Raw genomic sequence first — 15,578 nt, 5'->3', positions numbered from 1 at the left:
CAGGACGAGAGAATGACAGAAGCCAGATGGATGTTATATGCTAAGAAGGCGGATTTTAATAAAATCGCGGAGAAATACCACATCAGCCCGGTTACAGCCAGAATTATACGCAACCGGGGTCTGGAGGACATGGAAGACATAGGGCGGTATCTTCACGGTTCCGTGGAGCAGCTTCACAATCCGCACCTGCTGCCGGACATGGACCGGGCAGTGGAAATGCTTGGACAGAAGGTGCTTGACGGCAGGCGCATACGGATTGTAGGGGATTATGATATAGACGGAGTGTGCTCCACTTATCTGCTCTACCGCGCCTTAAAGAGGATTGGGGCCGATGTGGATTATGAAATTCCGGACCGCATTAAGGACGGATACGGCATCAATGAACTGATTATAGAGGCAGCGGCAGAGGATGGAATTGATACCATCCTTACCTGTGACAACGGAATTGCCGCTATCAGCCAGATAGCCAGGGCCAAGGAGCTGGGGATGACCGTGATAGTGACGGACCATCACGATATACTGACTGAGGCCGGAGAGACAGCGGCAGCCGGGGAGATGCCGGAGAGCAGGGAGATACTGCCGCCTGCAGATGCCATTGTCAATCCAAAGCGAAGGGACAGCCTTTACCCATTTCCGGATATATGCGGCGGCATGGTGGCTTATAAGCTGGTACAGGTGCTTTATGAGGTCCACCATATTCCCAGGGAAGAGTGGCTGAATCTGCTGGAAATTGCAGCCATTGCCACGGTAGGGGATGTGATGAAGCTTCAGGGAGAGAACCGCATCATTGTGAAAGAGGGGCTTTCCAGGCTGGGACATACGTCCAACCTGGGTCTGCGCAAGCTGATTGAGAAAAATAATCTCCAGGCAGGGGCAATCACGGCCTATCACATTGGCTTTGTCATCGGCCCCTGCCTGAATGCCAGCGGACGGCTCCAGACGGCAAAGATAGCCCTGGGGCTTCTTCTGTGCGGGGATGAGTCTGAGGCGGACCGGATGGCAGAGGAATTAAAGGCCCTCAATGACCAGCGCAAGGATATGACCCAGGAGGGCATTGAACAGGCTGCTGCTATGGTGGATGAAAGATACAGCGATGATAAGGTGCTGGTGGTGTTTCTGCCGGACTGCCACGAATCCCTGGCCGGCATTGTGGCGGGACGCCTCAGGGAGCGGTACAATAAGCCCTCCTACGTGCTTACACGGGCCGAGGGCTGTGTCAAGGGGTCAGGACGTTCCATAGAAGCATACCACATGTTCCAGTCCCTGGTGGAGGTACAGGACCTGCTGCTGAAGTTTGGGGGCCATCCCATGGCGGCCGGATTTTCACTGGAGGAAAAGGATGTGGACGAATTCCGGCGCCGTCTCAACGAAAACGCCCGGGAATGGCTGACCGAAGAGGACTTCATACCAAAGGTGTGGATAGATGTGGCCATGCCTTTTGAATACATAACAGAACCGTTTATAGAGGAATTGGAACTGTTGGAACCGTATGGCCAGGGAAATGAGAAACCACAATTTGCCCAGAAGGGTCTGTTCATACGCAGTGCCAGGGTCATGGGACGGAACCGGAACGTGGTGCGGGTGAGCCTTGTGAATGAACGGGGAACAGCCATGGACGGCGTAATATTTACGGAAGGGGATTTGTTCATGGAGGAAAAGGGTGACCGCCGTGTTATGGACATTATCTACTATCCGGGAGTGAATGAGTATAACGGCAGCCGGAATCTTCAGATTGTGGTGAAGAACTGGAAATTTCATTAAGCCGATACTAAAAGGGAAAATAAAGAGAGGGTGCTGCCGCAGCGGACAGCACCCTTTTGGGTGAAAGAAGATTAGTTCTGAGCAGCCTCAGTTGTTTCCTCAACAACTTCAGCATTGGCCTCGTCAGCAGCCTCTTCCTTGGAAGCCTCAGTCTCCTCAGCTTCGCTGGACTCTTCTGCATCAGCAGCTTCGGTGGACTCCTCAGCGTCAGCAGCCTCGGTGGACTCCTCAGCCTCAGCGGCCTCAGTTGTTTCCTCGGCCTCAGCAGTGGTCTCCTCAGCAGACTCAGAAGCCTCTACTGTGGTTTCTACAGCAGTAGTGGTCTCAGCCTTGTTGTCGCTGCCGCCGCAGGCGGTCAGGCTTCCTGCAATCATAGCTGCAGCCATAATAGCGGTCATGGATTTTGCGATGGTCTTCTTCATAATAGTTTTCCTCCTCTGAAAGCCTCCCGGTGAGACTTTCCAAACACAAATTTTTTTTGGAACGAGTTTGATAATATCCTATAATTGTGTCCGAATTGTGTCTAAAGTTTAAAGAAAGTGCTACAATTATTATGAATTTCTTAAGAAAAACAATGATAAAAAATAAACAGACAAAGAGGAAACGGCCCTGCCATATGTCTTGCAATTTGCTATTATATAGGTTATAATCAGCAGAAAAAGGCTGTCATTGCGAAAGGAAGAGGTAAGATAATGGTTAATGAAGTAATGGATTTTATTACCGGATATGACAAGGAAGTGGGCGAGGCCATCCAGGCCGAATGTGCGCGCCAGAGACGTAACCTGGAACTAATCGCATCTGAGAATATTGTGTCGGAGCCCGTTATGATGGCTATGGGAACGGTTCTCACCAATAAGTATGCGGAAGGTTACTCAGGAAAACGCTATTACGGCGGCTGCCAGTGCGTGGACGTGGTGGAAACCCTGGCCATAGAGCGGGCCAAGAAGCTGTTTGGCTGCGATTACGCCAATGTCCAGCCTCATTCAGGCGCCCAGGCTAATATGGCGGTGTTTGTGGCCATGCTGAAGGCAGGGGACACGGTCATGGGTATGAATCTGGACCATGGCGGCCATCTGACCCACGGAAGCCCGGTGAACTTTTCCGGCCTTTACTTTAATATCGTACCTTATGGGGTTAATGACCAGGGCTTCATCGACTATGATGAGCTGGAGCGGATTGCAAAGGAAGCCAGGCCAAAGCTTATAATAGCAGGCGCCAGCGCCTATGCCCGGACCATTGATTTCAAACGGTTTCGTGAAATCGCTGACGAAGTTGGAGCGTATCTCATGGTTGATATGGCCCATATCGCAGGCCTGGTGGCAGCAGGCGAACATCCCAGCCCCATTCCCTATGCGGACGTGGTGACCACCACCACCCACAAGACATTGAGAGGACCAAGGGGCGGCATGATTCTGGCGAATAAAGAAGCAGCCGAGAAATTTAATTTCAACAAGGCCATTTTCCCGGGAACCCAGGGCGGGCCGCTGGAACATGTGATTGCAGGAAAAGCAGTGTGTTTCGGAGAGGCATTAAAGCCTTCGTTTAAGGCGTACCAGCATCAGGTGACGGCTAATGCAAAGGCGCTTGCCGCGGCCCTTAAAAAGCAGGGCTTCAAACTCCTTACGGACGGCACGGACAACCATCTGATGCTGGTTGACCTGCGGGGTATGGAGGTGTCGGGCAAGGAGCTGCAGAACCGCTGCGATGAGGTTTATATTACCCTGAATAAAAACACGGTTCCCAATGACCCCAGAAGCCCCTTTGTTACCTCGGGCGTGCGCATCGGAACACCGGCCATCACCACCAGGGGACTTAAGGAGGAGGACATGCCGAAGATTGCCGAATGCATCTGGCTGGCAGCCACGGATTTTGAGAATAAAGCGGATTACATCAGGGATGAAGTGACAAAGCTCTGTGACAGATACCCCATTTACCGGTAAGGCCTGGGAGAATACGCTGAACAGAGTCTCGGGGAGACAAGGCTAATAAGGGGAGCTGCGGCGCCGGGTTGGCGTACCGCAGCCCCTTTTTGAAATATGCCGGCAGCAGTGCGGGCCGGACGGCTAAGGCAGGTGGAATGTATGGAACAGACAGAGCGGATGCTGAGGCTCTCGCAGCAGGGCGCCCAGGCCATTGTGGAGGAAGTGGGGGCCATTGTGGGACAGCATATCAATATGATGGACCCGGAAGGCTGTGTCATAGCAAGTACGGACCCGGAACGCATCGGCACCCTGCATGAGGGGGCCAGGAGAATCATCAGGGAACATCTGGATGAGCTGTATGTAAGGGAGGAGGAGGCTACCTTTACCTCCCGTCCGGGACTGAACCTGCCGGTGTACCAGGCCGGAAGCATTGCAGGCGTTATCGGCATCACAGGCCGGTATGAGGAAGTGGCTGGCTATGGCCAGATTGTGAAGAAGATGGTGGAAATCCTGATTCGGGAAAATGCGGAGCAGGATGAGCGCCGTATGGGACAGCGTGTGCTGAACCGGTTCCTGGAAGACTGGGTTCTCGGAAGCGGGCTGCTTCAGCCAAGGATACTGGAGGAGAGAGGATTTGCCCTGGGAATCGACATTTCGGTTCCCAGAAGGGTCATGGTGGCAGGCGTCAGGAACTTCCAGGAGTATGCATCCACTGCTTCAGGCCAGAAGCTGCTGGAGCAGGCGGAGGGGGAAGCTGTTTCCCTGGCAGGGGCAGGGTGTCTGGTGTTCCGGAATGCGGGCCGGCAGATATTTCTGGTTCAGGGGGCTTCCGACCGCCATATGGAACAGCTGGCCGGCCGCATACGTTCCTGCGTGCAGAAGAAATTCGGCATAGGGCTGGTTATGGGAATCGACGGCAGGGCCAGGGATATTCATGTGGCCTACGGCCAGGCCAACAAGGCATGGCGCTCGGCCGGTATGTCCAAACGGGACATTATGACCTATGACAGCGTTACCCTGGAGCTGTTTACGGAGGATGTGGCCGACAGCGTGAAGGCAGAGTACCTGCGCAAGGTATTTAAGAACTGCGGTTATGAAGAGCTGTGCCAGTGGATGGGACTTCTGGAGGCGTATTTTGGCGCCGAGGGTTCCCTGAAGGCTGCCTCGGATGCCATGCACATCCACAAGAATACACTGACCTATAAGCTCAGAAAACTGGAGGAGCTGACAGGCTATGATGTGCGCGTACTGAGTCAGGCAGCGGTGTTTTATATGGCGCTGGTATTTTTTCGTGATGTGAAGGAAATGATGCAGGATTAGGATGGGGAATCAGGAGACGGAATGGGTGGCAGTCCATGGTAAAATGGGATTGTGCTGTGGAATAATTAAAGTAGTAAATATGTGTTTTGCAGAACATTGACGCGGAGGTCCCGAAACAGTACAATAGATGTAAGAAAATCAATTGCGATTGGGAGGCGGAACCATGAAGTTTTTATTTGCATCAGATTCATTTAAGGGGACCTTGTCATCAGAACGTATTACACAGCTGTTGGAAGAGGCGGCAGGACGCATATTTCCCGGCTGTGAGACAGCCGGAGTTCCTGTGGCTGACGGCGGGGAGGGGACCATTGACGCCGTGATTTCTGCATTAAACGGTACATACCGCAGGCTGACGGTCCATGGTCCTCTGATGGAGGACCAGCAGTCCTTTTACGGGGAGTTTGAAGGGGACTCTGCCATTATTGAGATGGCAGCTGCTTCCGGCCTTCCCATGGTGCCTGCGGACAAGCGCAATCCCCTGAACACCACCACATACGGCACGGGAGAATTGATTAAGGATGCCCTGGACCGTGGATACAGGAAGATTTCCATTGCCATTGGGGGCAGCGCTACCAATGACGGCGGCATGGGAGCCATGCGCGCCCTGGGCGTAAGATTTCTGGATGACCAGGGAAATGAGCTGGAGGGCAGGGGCCGGGATTTGACCAGGGTGGCTGACATCGATGTGAGCCGGATTCATCCGGCAGTGGCCCAGGCCAGGTTTACCGTCATGTGTGATGTGACCAACCCCCTTACAGGACCGGATGGAGCTACCTATACATTTGGAAAGCAGAAGGGAGGGACCCCGGAAATTCTGGATGTGTTAGAGGGCGGAATGGTGCGCTATGCAGCGCTGCTTAAGGAAAAGCTGGGCGTGGATGTGGATAAGATTCCCGGCGCGGGCGCGGCCGGTGGATTAGGGGCGGCGTTCTGTGTATTTCTGAAGGCCAATCTGAAATCCGGTATTGATACAGTGCTGGATTTGGTGCATTTTGACAGTCTCCTGGAGGGCGTGGACCTGGTGATTACCGGCGAAGGAAGGATGGACTGGCAGTCTGCCTTTGGAAAGGTGCCCAGCGGAATCGGCAGGCGCTGCAGGGAGAGAGGTATCCCGGTAGCGGCCATTGTGGGCGGCATGGGCGACAAGGCTGAGACAATTTTTGATTACGGCATTGACAGTATCATAACCACGATAAACGGCGCCATGGATATTGAGGAAGCCTTGGAGCGGGCAGAGGAGCTGTACATCAGTGCTGCGGACCGTACATTCAGAATGCTGAAGGCCGGCATGAGCCTGGGGAAGAAATAAATTCAGGCAAGGGTGACCGTGTGCTGCTGTCTGGGATGGATTCGTTATTGCGGGGATTCATTTCAGGCAGCAGTTTTTGCGTTGTGTTATTTTTACATGATTTATTTTCACATAATTGACTTAAACGGCAGTAAGTGCTATTTTATATATATGAATCTTAAGGACGTTCTGTCCAAGATGTTCTGCTGGGAGTTTCTCCCTTGTATCCCCGGGTTATGCGGTTGAATGTTTTTTGCAATGTCAGGCGGTGGTTTTATGTATATGTGATTTAGATTTGATGTGATGGGTGTATTTTCTTGCAACGCCGGTAAAGGTTTTGTATAATAAAAGGAGAACAGGATGAAAAAAATGAATGACCCGGACAGAGCTGTCATGAAACCCCTGGCAGACCTGACCCTGCTGGACCGTTTTTTATTTGCATGTGTCATGGAGGACCGTGAGACAATGGAACTGGTCCTTTCCATCATACTTGGCGGGGAAATTCATCTGGCGGAACAACCACAGGCAGAAAGGGAAATGCGGACAGTTCCCTGGTTGCGTTCCATACGCCTGGATGTATATTCAGTGGATGAGGAAAGCCGTATCTACAATGCAGAAGTTCAGAAAAAGAATACCGGGAACCTGATTAAGAGAAGCCGGTTTTATCAGGCATTGATTGACAGTTCCCTGCTGGCCCCCGGTGAGATTGATTTTAACCGGATGCAGCCTTCCTGCCTTATCACCATTATGCCCTTTGATTTATGGGGGTATGGAAGGTACAGATATACCTTCCGGATGGAATGCCAGGAGGAAAGAGGCCTGTTTCTGGAAGACGGGGCGACCAGAATATTTCTCAATACCCATGGCACTGTGCCGGAGGGAGTGAGTAGTGAGCTGATAGACCTGCTTCATTACATAGAACACACCTCTGAAACGGAGGCAGCCGGAAGCAGCAGTCCGCGGATTAAGGAACTGCACAGGCGGGTCAGCCAGGTCAAAGTCAGTGAAGAGATTGGAGTGAGATATATGCAGGAATGGGAAGAACGGATGTATCAGCTTCAGGATGCAAAAGCGGAGGGAATAGAAGTGGGAATGGAGGCCGGCCTTGAAGAGGGCATAAGGGTCTTTGTTTTGGATAATCTGGAGGAAGGGAGAACAGAAGAGCAGATAATGGATAAACTGATGCGGATGTTCTCCTTAAGCCGGGAGAAGTCCGGAGAATATCTGGAACGGTATAAGGGGACTGTCTGAGCTGCACATTTCACATCCGGACAGCGGTCCTTTTTATGTTCTGGCCTGCAGTAAGTGTTTTATGGCTGAAAGCGCAGCTCCAACGGCACTGGATGTGCCTTGAAACTGCGCTTTTAAACAATACTTACCTGTGCGGTGTCACACCTGAGGCTGTCTGAAAATCAAGCCGCCCTTCATTACCAGCCCCACCTGTGAGAGACGGGATACATCCTCCAGGGGATTTCCCTTTACGGCAATGATATCTGCTTCCAGGCCGGTTTCCAGCTTTCCGATTCTGTCTTCCATGCGGCAGACCTTAGCCGCGTGGGAGGTGACGCCCTGGATAGCGGTTAAGGGGTCGGCTCCCAGCTCCACCGCATATCCTACCTCACGGTACAGAAGGCCGTGATACGCGTCTGTTCCCAGGACAAAGGGAAGGCGGGCCCTGATGATGCGGGCCACATTTTCACGGACCCGGCTTCGGTTCAGCCTTACCTTCAGGGCATTGGCAGGGGAGAGGAATTCCTCGCGGGTGGGGTCCAGGAAAATACCGGAGGTCAGGTCTACCACGCAGCGGGATGCAGCCAGCCGTTCCACGTCCTGTTCCGTAGCCATATACATGTGCTCAATCACATCCACACCGCCGTCAATGCAGTCCTTCAGGCCCTGGCCGCCGATACAATGGGCTGCAGTGGGGATGCCCAGGCGCGCGCCTTCGCTGACAGCGGCGGAGATTTCCTCCGGGCTGAGAAAGCTGGGCACAAAGGTGCTGACTGGGTCCGGAACACCGGGGGTTATGAAAAGCTTCAGCAGGTCCGCCCCTTTTTTCAGGTTCTCACGGCAGGTATGCCGGATTTCTTCAGGCCCGCAGTGAGGCATTCCTATATGGCCCGCTCCGTGGCTTCCCTTCATGCCGATGCCTGCCGCCAGAAGGCGGGGGCCGTGAACCCTGCCCTCCTCAATCAGTTTCTTCATGGTCACATCTATGTAATACTTATCCCCCATGCACCGGGCTGTGGTGACTCCGCTCATCAGGTCGTCCTTAAGACCCTTTAAGGCCAGCAGCGTCAGCTGGCATTCATTGCTCCAGGCCAGCAGCTCTAGGTGTTCCGGCAGAGTGGCGTCTATGCACAGGTGGTTGTGGCATTCTATCATGCCCGGCATCAGGGTCATGTCAGGAAGGCTGATTTCCTCCGAATCGTCTATGGATAAGGACTGTCTGGCGTCCTGGGGCAGAATTTCCCGGATGATTCCGCTCTCAATGATAAGGGAGCCCTTGCCCATGGGAGTGAGCTGTTCCCCGCATAAAATCATTCCGGCATTCAATATGGTTCGTTTCATGTCTGTACGTTTCCTCCGTCTGTCAAAATCATTCATTCTCTAATCAAAATCAGCCGTTGCAGCCGGCTGGATTTCGCCATCCTCCTGTCCTGGGGCCGGTGAATCCGCGACAATGCCGTGGGCTTCATTCCACTTGCGGGATACCTTGGCCAGCCAGGATACCAGCAGCGGGCAAAGCACGGCTGTGATTACAACAGCGGCAGCTGTCTGGGCTGTGGCGGTTTCCACCTGGGGCTGGAAGGATGGGTCAGCCATGGCAACGGCCGTGGGCGTGGTGGTTGCCACTCCGGCTGTGGTGCCGATGGCAGCGCCCATGGGGTCAGCCTTCCTGCGCAGGGCGCTGTAGAGGAAGAAGGTAAGAAGTCCGGTGGCCAATACGGTAAGGAGGCCCAGTATAATACCGGAAATACCTGCATTAAGGATATTGCTGAAGTTCATGCCTGCACCCAGGGCAAAACCATTGAATGGAGGCAGAAGAATCATACCGGTGGCCAGGATTTTTCTCCACTCGTGGTCCAGATTGCCTATGATGAATCCAATGACCATGGGAATGATGCTGGCAATAATGTCTGTAACCGGGAAGTTGCCCATGCCGGAAGCGCCCAATGCAATCATGGTAAAAAAGGGCCCGTCGTTGAGGGCCAGGATGGAGGTTGCGCCAACATCTGTCTCATCTCCGAACTCTCCTGCCAGGGTGGCATAGATAACGCCGTTGGAATTGGTCACGGCACCGATGACAGCCAGGGGCGCCAGTCCCAGAAACCCTGCTTCGCCGAATAATGCATTGAGCAGAAGTCCCAGGCCAAAACCAATAAAGAACTTCAGGGCAGTGAGGACAACGCCTTTCCATACAGTGCTGCCTGCCATTTTTACATCAATGGTGGCGCCGCTGCAGAACAGGAACAGGCCAATCAGGGTGGGGACCCCGTTCTTGAACAGGCCTGAAGTAAAACCGCCTATGGTGAGGGCATTTGGGAAAAAGGTATTCATTGCACATCCAAGGAGCAGGGGAATTACCATCACTCCTGCCGGAAAACGCTTCATTGTCGCTAATATCCTCATAAATCTCTTCTCCTTTACGCGGGCTGCCATGCTCACTGGCCATGTGAGCCGCATCAGCCTCTGGTTGTTTTTCACATACCATTGCAATGTTGCTGACTGATTAAAATAGCAATTGTCGTGCCAAAAAAGATTTGCAGAGAAAACAGCAATGAATTTTATCTAAATCATCTAAAAACAGAGGGAAATATATGTAGTAATTGCACAAAGAATTGGAGGAAACAGAGAATGAGTTGGAATCTATAGAATTGCACATTAATTGTATTTTAGCAATTTAATGCAATTATATGATTGCAAAAATACAATATATGGGATAATATGGACAATGGGAGGAGGGGAAGCATGATTAAAATTGTATTTTTTGCACCATATCCGGACATTCTTCCAGTCATTGAGCAGGTATTCCGGGAACGGCCTGAATCAGAGGCAATCCGGTATGAGGTAATCCAGGATTTCTATAATAACAGACTGGAACAGGTGGACGCAGACGTGGTCATAGCCAGGGGATTTACAGCCCACACCCTGAAGCGCAAAAACATTCCCTGTGCAGAGCTTAAATCCACGGGATACGATGTAATGAAGGCTGTCAATGAATGTATGCAGAAGGGAAAAATTGAGAGGATAGCCGTGGTGGGCGCCTTCAATATGGTGTATGGGGCGGAGCAGATGAGCCACCTGTATCCGCAGCTGGGGCTGGGATGCTATGCGGAGGACGATGAAACCAAGCTGGATATGGCGGTGCATCAGGCGCTGAAGGACGGGAACCAGGCTGTTGTGGGGGGATATTCCACGGTCCAGATTGCAGAGCGGCTGGGGGTGCCGGCTGCCATGATTCATTCGGGAATCGAAGCAGTAAACCACGCCATCTCAGAAGCCATTGCGGTGGCCCATCTCACCCGCTATGAGAGGCAGAAAAGGGATGAGATAGCAAATATCATGAACTACTCCTTCCAGGGAATTATTTCCGTAAACAGGAAGGGAATCATAACTCTTGCAAATACCTGCTGCCACACCTATATGAAGGACAGGAAGACTTCGCTGGCAGGAGAGCCTGTAAGCAAATTTTTTCCGGATATTGATTTCGGCGGCGTTATACATGACAAACAGAAGATTCTGTCGGAGGTGTGCAAGTTCGGGGGTAAACAGGTGCTGGTGAACTGCGTGCCGGTGGAGGGTGATTCGGAGGAATTCGGCTGTGTGCTTACCTTCCAGGGCACGGAACAGATACAGGCAGAGGAAGGAAAGCTGCGTAAGCAGATGCATTCCGACGGTTTTACGGCCAGGTATGACTTTTCCCATATACTTTACAGGGACAGCTGCATGGAGGCGGTCATTAATCAGGCCGTGAAATTCAGCTATGCGGATTCCAACATACTGATTCACGGGGAGACAGGCACGGGAAAGGAATTATTTGCCCAGAGCATCCACAACTCCAGCAGGAGAAGAAAGGGACCCTTTGTGGCGATTAACTGTGCTGCGCTGCCTGAAAACCTGTTGGAGAGCGAACTCTTTGGTTATGTGGAGGGAGCGTTTACCGGTGCAGCCAAGGGCGGCAAGATGGGTTTTTTTGAGATTGCCCATAAGGGAACCATTTTTCTGGATGAGATAGGCGATATATCACCAAAGCTTCAGAGCCGTCTCCTGCGGGTTATACAGGAAAGGGAAATCATACGGCTGGGCAATGACACGGTGATTCCCATTGATGTGCGTGTTATCTGCGCCACCAACAAGGATTTAAAGAAGGAAGTGGCACAGGGAAATTTCAGGGAGGATTTACTGTACCGGCTGGATGTGCTTGAACTCAATCTGCCGCCTCTGAGAAAACGGAAACAGGACATCCTCTATCTGGCGGACCGGATGGTGCGGTTTGAGCATGAACGAACGGGAAGCAGGCTGGAGGCCATATCCCAGGAGGGAAAGGAACTTCTGCTGCGCTATAGCTGGCCTGGCAATGTAAGGGAAATGCGCAACTTCTGCGAGCGTATCTGCATTCTCTGCGAAAAGCCAAGGGCAGGCGCAGAGGATGTGCTGCAGGCTCTCCCGGGAGAATGGGGCGGCGAAGAGCAGGAGGATGGAAAACAGACGGATGGGCGGCGGACAGACAGGCGGCAGGCAGCGGAGCCTTCCCGGGGGCCGGGTTCCCTTGGAACCGGGAATCCCATATCGCTGCCGTCCACTGGCTGCCATGGTCCCCGCCTGGAAGCGGCCCAGAAACAGGCAGTGGAGGACGCCCTTGAGCTGTGCGGCTATCACCGGGGGAGGACGGCAGAATATCTGGGAATTGACAAGAGCACTCTTTGGAGGAAAATGAGAAAGTACGGCATTGAGGGATAGACGGACGGGCCGGCTTTGAGAAGAGAAACATAATGAAACGAAAATACATTTTGAAACAAAGATAAAACGTGATTAAGAGAATGAAACATTTTTGCTGTGAAAAGTATGAACACATGCAGGGTTAAATGATGATAATATATGCAATATGCATAACGATAATAAAGGATTCCTGTAATTAAAATATAAAAAATCGTTCTTCCTGAAAAGTTTGGCACAGTTTTTGCTTTTAATATAGGCATAGGTCAAGAGCAGAAATAAAAACCAAAATAGAAGGAAGGATGATTTTTTTATGAACGGTAAACCAATTTTAGGAATCTTATTAGGAGATGCAGCCGGTGTGGGGCCGGAAATCATTGCCAAGCTGGCAGCTTCCAGATTTTACGATGAGTACTGCCGTCCGGTGGTAATCGGAGATGTCAGGGTGTTTGAGAGAGGGGCCAGGATATGCGGTCTGGAAATTCCGGTACAGGTCATTGACAAGACAGAGGACGCAGACTGGTCCAAGGGAATACCTGTACTGGACCAAAGGGACGTGGATCCGGAGCAGGTTCCCTTTGCAGACATCAGCATTGACAGCGGCCGGGCCTGCCTGAATATGCTGAAGACAGCCATTGAGCTTTACCGGGCCGGCAGGATTGACGGGTTCTGTTTTGCTCCCCTGAATAAGCAGGCAATGATTCAGGCCGGGTGTCCTTTTGAGAGCGAACACCACTACATGGCACACCTCTTCGGACATACGGAGCCGTTTGGGGAAATCAATGTACTGGGAGATTTGTGGACCACCAGAACCACCAGCCATATCCCGATTAGCAAGGTCAGCGCAAGCCTGACAGTGGATACCATCATGAGAGCCATAAGGCTGGCAAACGTATCACTTAAGAACTCCGGCATTGAAAAGCCAAGGCTTGCCCTGGCTGCCCTGAATCCCCACTGCGGAGAGGGCGGAAAATGCGGCAGGGAGGAAATTGATGTAATCGCACCGGCCATAGAGAAAGCAAGGGAGATGGGCATTGACGCCAATGGGCCGTTCCCGTCCGACATATTGTTCATCAAGGCTTTTAACGGGGATTTTGACGGAGTGGTGACCATGTATCATGACCAGGGGCAGATTGCGCTTAAGCTGAAGGGCTTTGACCAGGGCATTACCATTGCAGGAGGTCTTCCGGCGCCAATCGTCACATGCGCCCATGGCACGGCCTACGACATTGCAGGAAAGGGTATCGTCAAGACTTCGGCATTTGAGAATGCGGTCAGGATGGCTGCCAAGATGGCTGCCCACCTGAAGGGCTGCTGATAAAAGGGAGGGGTTTACATGAAAAAAATAGGGACAAAGCAGATTGTGCCCTTGGTATTGGCAGCAGTTGCTGTGGTATTTGCAGTAATTGGTTTTACACAGCTGGGGTTCTGGAAGGACGTGGACGGGCCCCAGCCCGGTTTTTTCCCTGCCATTATGGCTATTGTCATGTTCCTGGCAAGTATTGCGTCTTTCTTTCAGTCCCTTAAGGAAGAAAAGGCGGCTAAGTATGAACGGGATGAGATGATGGTCATAGCCGGGGGAGCGGGAATCATAGCGGGTTCCTTTGTTATCGGTCTGCTTCCCAGCTGCTATCTGTTTGTGATACTGTGGCTGAAGGTATTTGAGAAGACCGGGTGGAAGGAGACGCTCATTGTCCTTGCTGTCTGTATGGCTATTTCCATCGGTGTGTTCCGGGTGTGGCTGGGAGTCCATTTTCCGATGGGGCTTTTGGAAGCATTTTTGTAGAAGGAGGCAGACAAAATGGAAAATATTCAACTGTTAATGCATGGTTTCTCCACGTTGTTTACCTTCAGCAACGTGGGAGCAGCCCTTTTGGGAGCGGTTCTGGGTTTGATTGTGGGGGCAATGCCCGGAATCGGAAGCCTGGCCGGTGTGGCTCTGCTGCTTCCGCTGACATACAAGTTTAATCCCACCACTGCCATCATCATGCTGGGCGCCCTGTATTACTCCAACATGTACGGCGGTGCATTCAGCGCTATCCTGTTAAATATACCGGGAGATTCGCCTGCTATCTGTACGGCGATGGACGGCTATCCCATGGCATCCAAAAAGAAACGTCCGGGGCAGGCGCTGTTTACGGCCAATATGGCTTCCTTTATCGGAGGAACCATTGGCATCGTGATTCTGACCTTTACGGGACCGGCTCTGGCTGATGTGGGTCTTAAATTCGGACCCTCTGAGATGACGGCCCTGCTTCTGATAGCCATGACGTCCATCAGCTGGCTGGTTGGGGAGAATCCCATCAAGGGCGTGGTGATTACCATGCTGGGTATCCTTTTGGCAAGCATGGGCATGGACACGCTGTCGGGTTCGCCCAGATATGATTTTGGCAGCATGTACCTGCTGGGCGGTATTCCATTTACGCCGTTCATTATCGGTACGGTAGGATTTTCCCAGGTTATCAAGCTGGTTATGGAGCGCAATAATGAAGTAAAGTCGGAACCTCATATGAAACTCACCATCCGCGGAAGCCTTTTGACAAAGCATGATTTTAAACGTCTGCTGCCCCCTGCCCTGCGTTCCGGCGTCATGGGAACTTTTGTGGGCGTGCTTCCGGGGGCCGGGGCAACCACGGGTGCTTTTATGGGATATGCAGCCCAGAAGAAGTTTAAGAATGAGGAAGAGCTGGGAACCGGCGCCATCGAAGGCATTGCAGCCAGCGAGGCTGCAAACAATGCGGCTGCCGCCGGTGCGTTTGCACCGCTGCTGGCCCTGGGGATTCCGGGAAGCGGTACCGGGGCAGTGCTTTTGGGAGGCCTGATGATGTGGGGACTTAACCCGGGCCCTCTCCTGTTTACCAATGAACCTGAATTTACATGGGGCCTTATTGCATCCCTGTTCCTGTCCAACATATTTGCACTGGCAGTTGCAATCGGGGTAATTCCGTTCCTGATTCAGATATTATCCGTTCCCGTGAAGTACATGATTCCCATTATCACCATTGTATGTGTGGTAGGGTCCTACAGTTCCAGCTATTCCATGTATGGTGTTCTGATTATGTTCCTGTCAGGCATCCTGGGCTACCTGCTGGTCAAAAATGATTATCCCACGGCTCCTATGCTTTTGTCCTTTGTACTGGCAAAACTGCTGGAGTCCAATATGCGCAAGGCATTTATCATATCGGGGGGAAGCCTGAACATTTTCTTTACAAGACCCATTACCTGTGTTCTGATGCTGATTTTCCTGGCATTTATCTGTACGCCTATGATAAAGGCTGTCCTTAAAAGGGCCAGGGCTTCCAAATAAGGCAGGAACATTTTTTACAGCCGGCATGATGGGGGCGGCA

At 52.1% G+C, this 15,578-nt stretch carries 12 protein-coding genes; 9 read left to right on the top strand and 3 right to left on the bottom strand.

The window, feature by feature from the left end; genetic code table 11:
* The first annotated feature begins 30 nt into the window (after window positions 1-30).
* Entirely contained in the window at window positions 31-1,761 is a 1,731-nt protein-coding gene (gene recJ / locus FGS84_RS16615; RefSeq protein WP_347563847.1) for a single-stranded-DNA-specific exonuclease RecJ, read from the top strand.
* Between the two features lie 71 nt (window positions 1,762-1,832).
* Here the strand turns inward: recJ and FGS84_RS16610 are convergent, their stop codons facing one another.
* The gene (locus FGS84_RS16610) at window positions 1,833-2,183 is read right to left on the bottom strand and encodes a hypothetical protein (RefSeq protein ID WP_138309652.1); all 351 of its coding nucleotides are present in this window, start codon (window positions 2,181-2,183) and stop codon (window positions 1,833-1,835) included.
* Between the two features lie 270 nt (window positions 2,184-2,453).
* On the opposite strand from FGS84_RS16610, the gene glyA reads away from it, so the two are divergent.
* The 4 genes from glyA to FGS84_RS16590 all read left to right on the top strand — a co-directional run bounded on the left by glyA (window position 2,454) and on the right by FGS84_RS16590 (window position 7,542).
* The gene (gene glyA, locus FGS84_RS16605) at window positions 2,454-3,701 is read left to right on the top strand and encodes a serine hydroxymethyltransferase (RefSeq protein ID WP_138309651.1); all 1,248 of its coding nucleotides are present in this window, start codon (window positions 2,454-2,456) and stop codon (window positions 3,699-3,701) included.
* A gap of 141 nt (window positions 3,702-3,842) precedes the next feature.
* Window positions 3,843-5,003, top strand: coding sequence for a sugar diacid recognition domain-containing protein (locus FGS84_RS16600; RefSeq protein ID WP_138309650.1), 1,161 nt, complete (start codon window positions 3,843-3,845; stop codon window positions 5,001-5,003).
* Between the two features lie 163 nt (window positions 5,004-5,166).
* The gene (locus FGS84_RS16595) at window positions 5,167-6,312 is read left to right on the top strand and encodes a glycerate kinase (RefSeq protein WP_138309649.1); all 1,146 of its coding nucleotides are present in this window, start codon (window positions 5,167-5,169) and stop codon (window positions 6,310-6,312) included.
* A 339-nt stretch (window positions 6,313-6,651) separates the two neighbouring features.
* Window positions 6,652-7,542: an Rpn family recombination-promoting nuclease/putative transposase gene (locus FGS84_RS16590; protein WP_138309648.1), complete on the top strand. Its 891-nt coding sequence runs from the start codon at window positions 6,652-6,654 to the stop codon at window positions 7,540-7,542.
* A 138-nt stretch (window positions 7,543-7,680) separates the two neighbouring features.
* Here FGS84_RS16590 and FGS84_RS16585 read toward each other — a convergent pair whose 3' ends face one another.
* Window positions 7,681-8,862, bottom strand: coding sequence for an amidohydrolase family protein (locus FGS84_RS16585; RefSeq protein WP_138309647.1), 1,182 nt, complete (start codon window positions 8,860-8,862; stop codon window positions 7,681-7,683).
* Between the two features lie 39 nt (window positions 8,863-8,901).
* The gene (locus FGS84_RS16580) at window positions 8,902-9,924 is read right to left on the bottom strand and encodes a 2-keto-3-deoxygluconate permease (RefSeq protein WP_138309646.1); all 1,023 of its coding nucleotides are present in this window, start codon (window positions 9,922-9,924) and stop codon (window positions 8,902-8,904) included.
* A gap of 339 nt (window positions 9,925-10,263) precedes the next feature.
* Here FGS84_RS16580 and FGS84_RS16575 point away from each other — a divergent pair, with 339 nt between their 5' ends.
* From FGS84_RS16575 to FGS84_RS16560, 4 genes are all read left to right on the top strand, one after another.
* Entirely contained in the window at window positions 10,264-12,255 is a 1,992-nt protein-coding gene (locus tag FGS84_RS16575; protein WP_138309645.1) for a sigma 54-interacting transcriptional regulator, read from the top strand.
* A 289-nt stretch (window positions 12,256-12,544) separates the two neighbouring features.
* The gene (locus tag FGS84_RS16570) at window positions 12,545-13,549 is read left to right on the top strand and encodes a 4-hydroxythreonine-4-phosphate dehydrogenase PdxA (RefSeq protein ID WP_138309644.1); all 1,005 of its coding nucleotides are present in this window, start codon (window positions 12,545-12,547) and stop codon (window positions 13,547-13,549) included.
* 18 nt (window positions 13,550-13,567) lie between these two features.
* Complete coding sequence (locus FGS84_RS16565; protein WP_138309643.1) at window positions 13,568-14,017, top strand: tripartite tricarboxylate transporter TctB family protein; 450 nt, start codon at window positions 13,568-13,570, stop codon at window positions 14,015-14,017.
* A 15-nt stretch (window positions 14,018-14,032) separates the two neighbouring features.
* Window positions 14,033-15,538: a tripartite tricarboxylate transporter permease gene (locus FGS84_RS16560; protein WP_138309642.1), complete on the top strand. Its 1,506-nt coding sequence runs from the start codon at window positions 14,033-14,035 to the stop codon at window positions 15,536-15,538.
* The last annotated feature ends 40 nt before the right edge of the window (window positions 15,539-15,578 follow it).

The sequence above is a fragment of the Clostridium sp. 1001271st1 H5 genome (assembly GCF_005845215.1).
GTDB lineage: Bacteria > Bacillota > Clostridia > Lachnospirales > Lachnospiraceae > Enterocloster.
The sequence above is the reverse complement of the archived record's forward strand: the minus strand, read 5'-3'. Positions and strand labels throughout refer to the sequence as shown.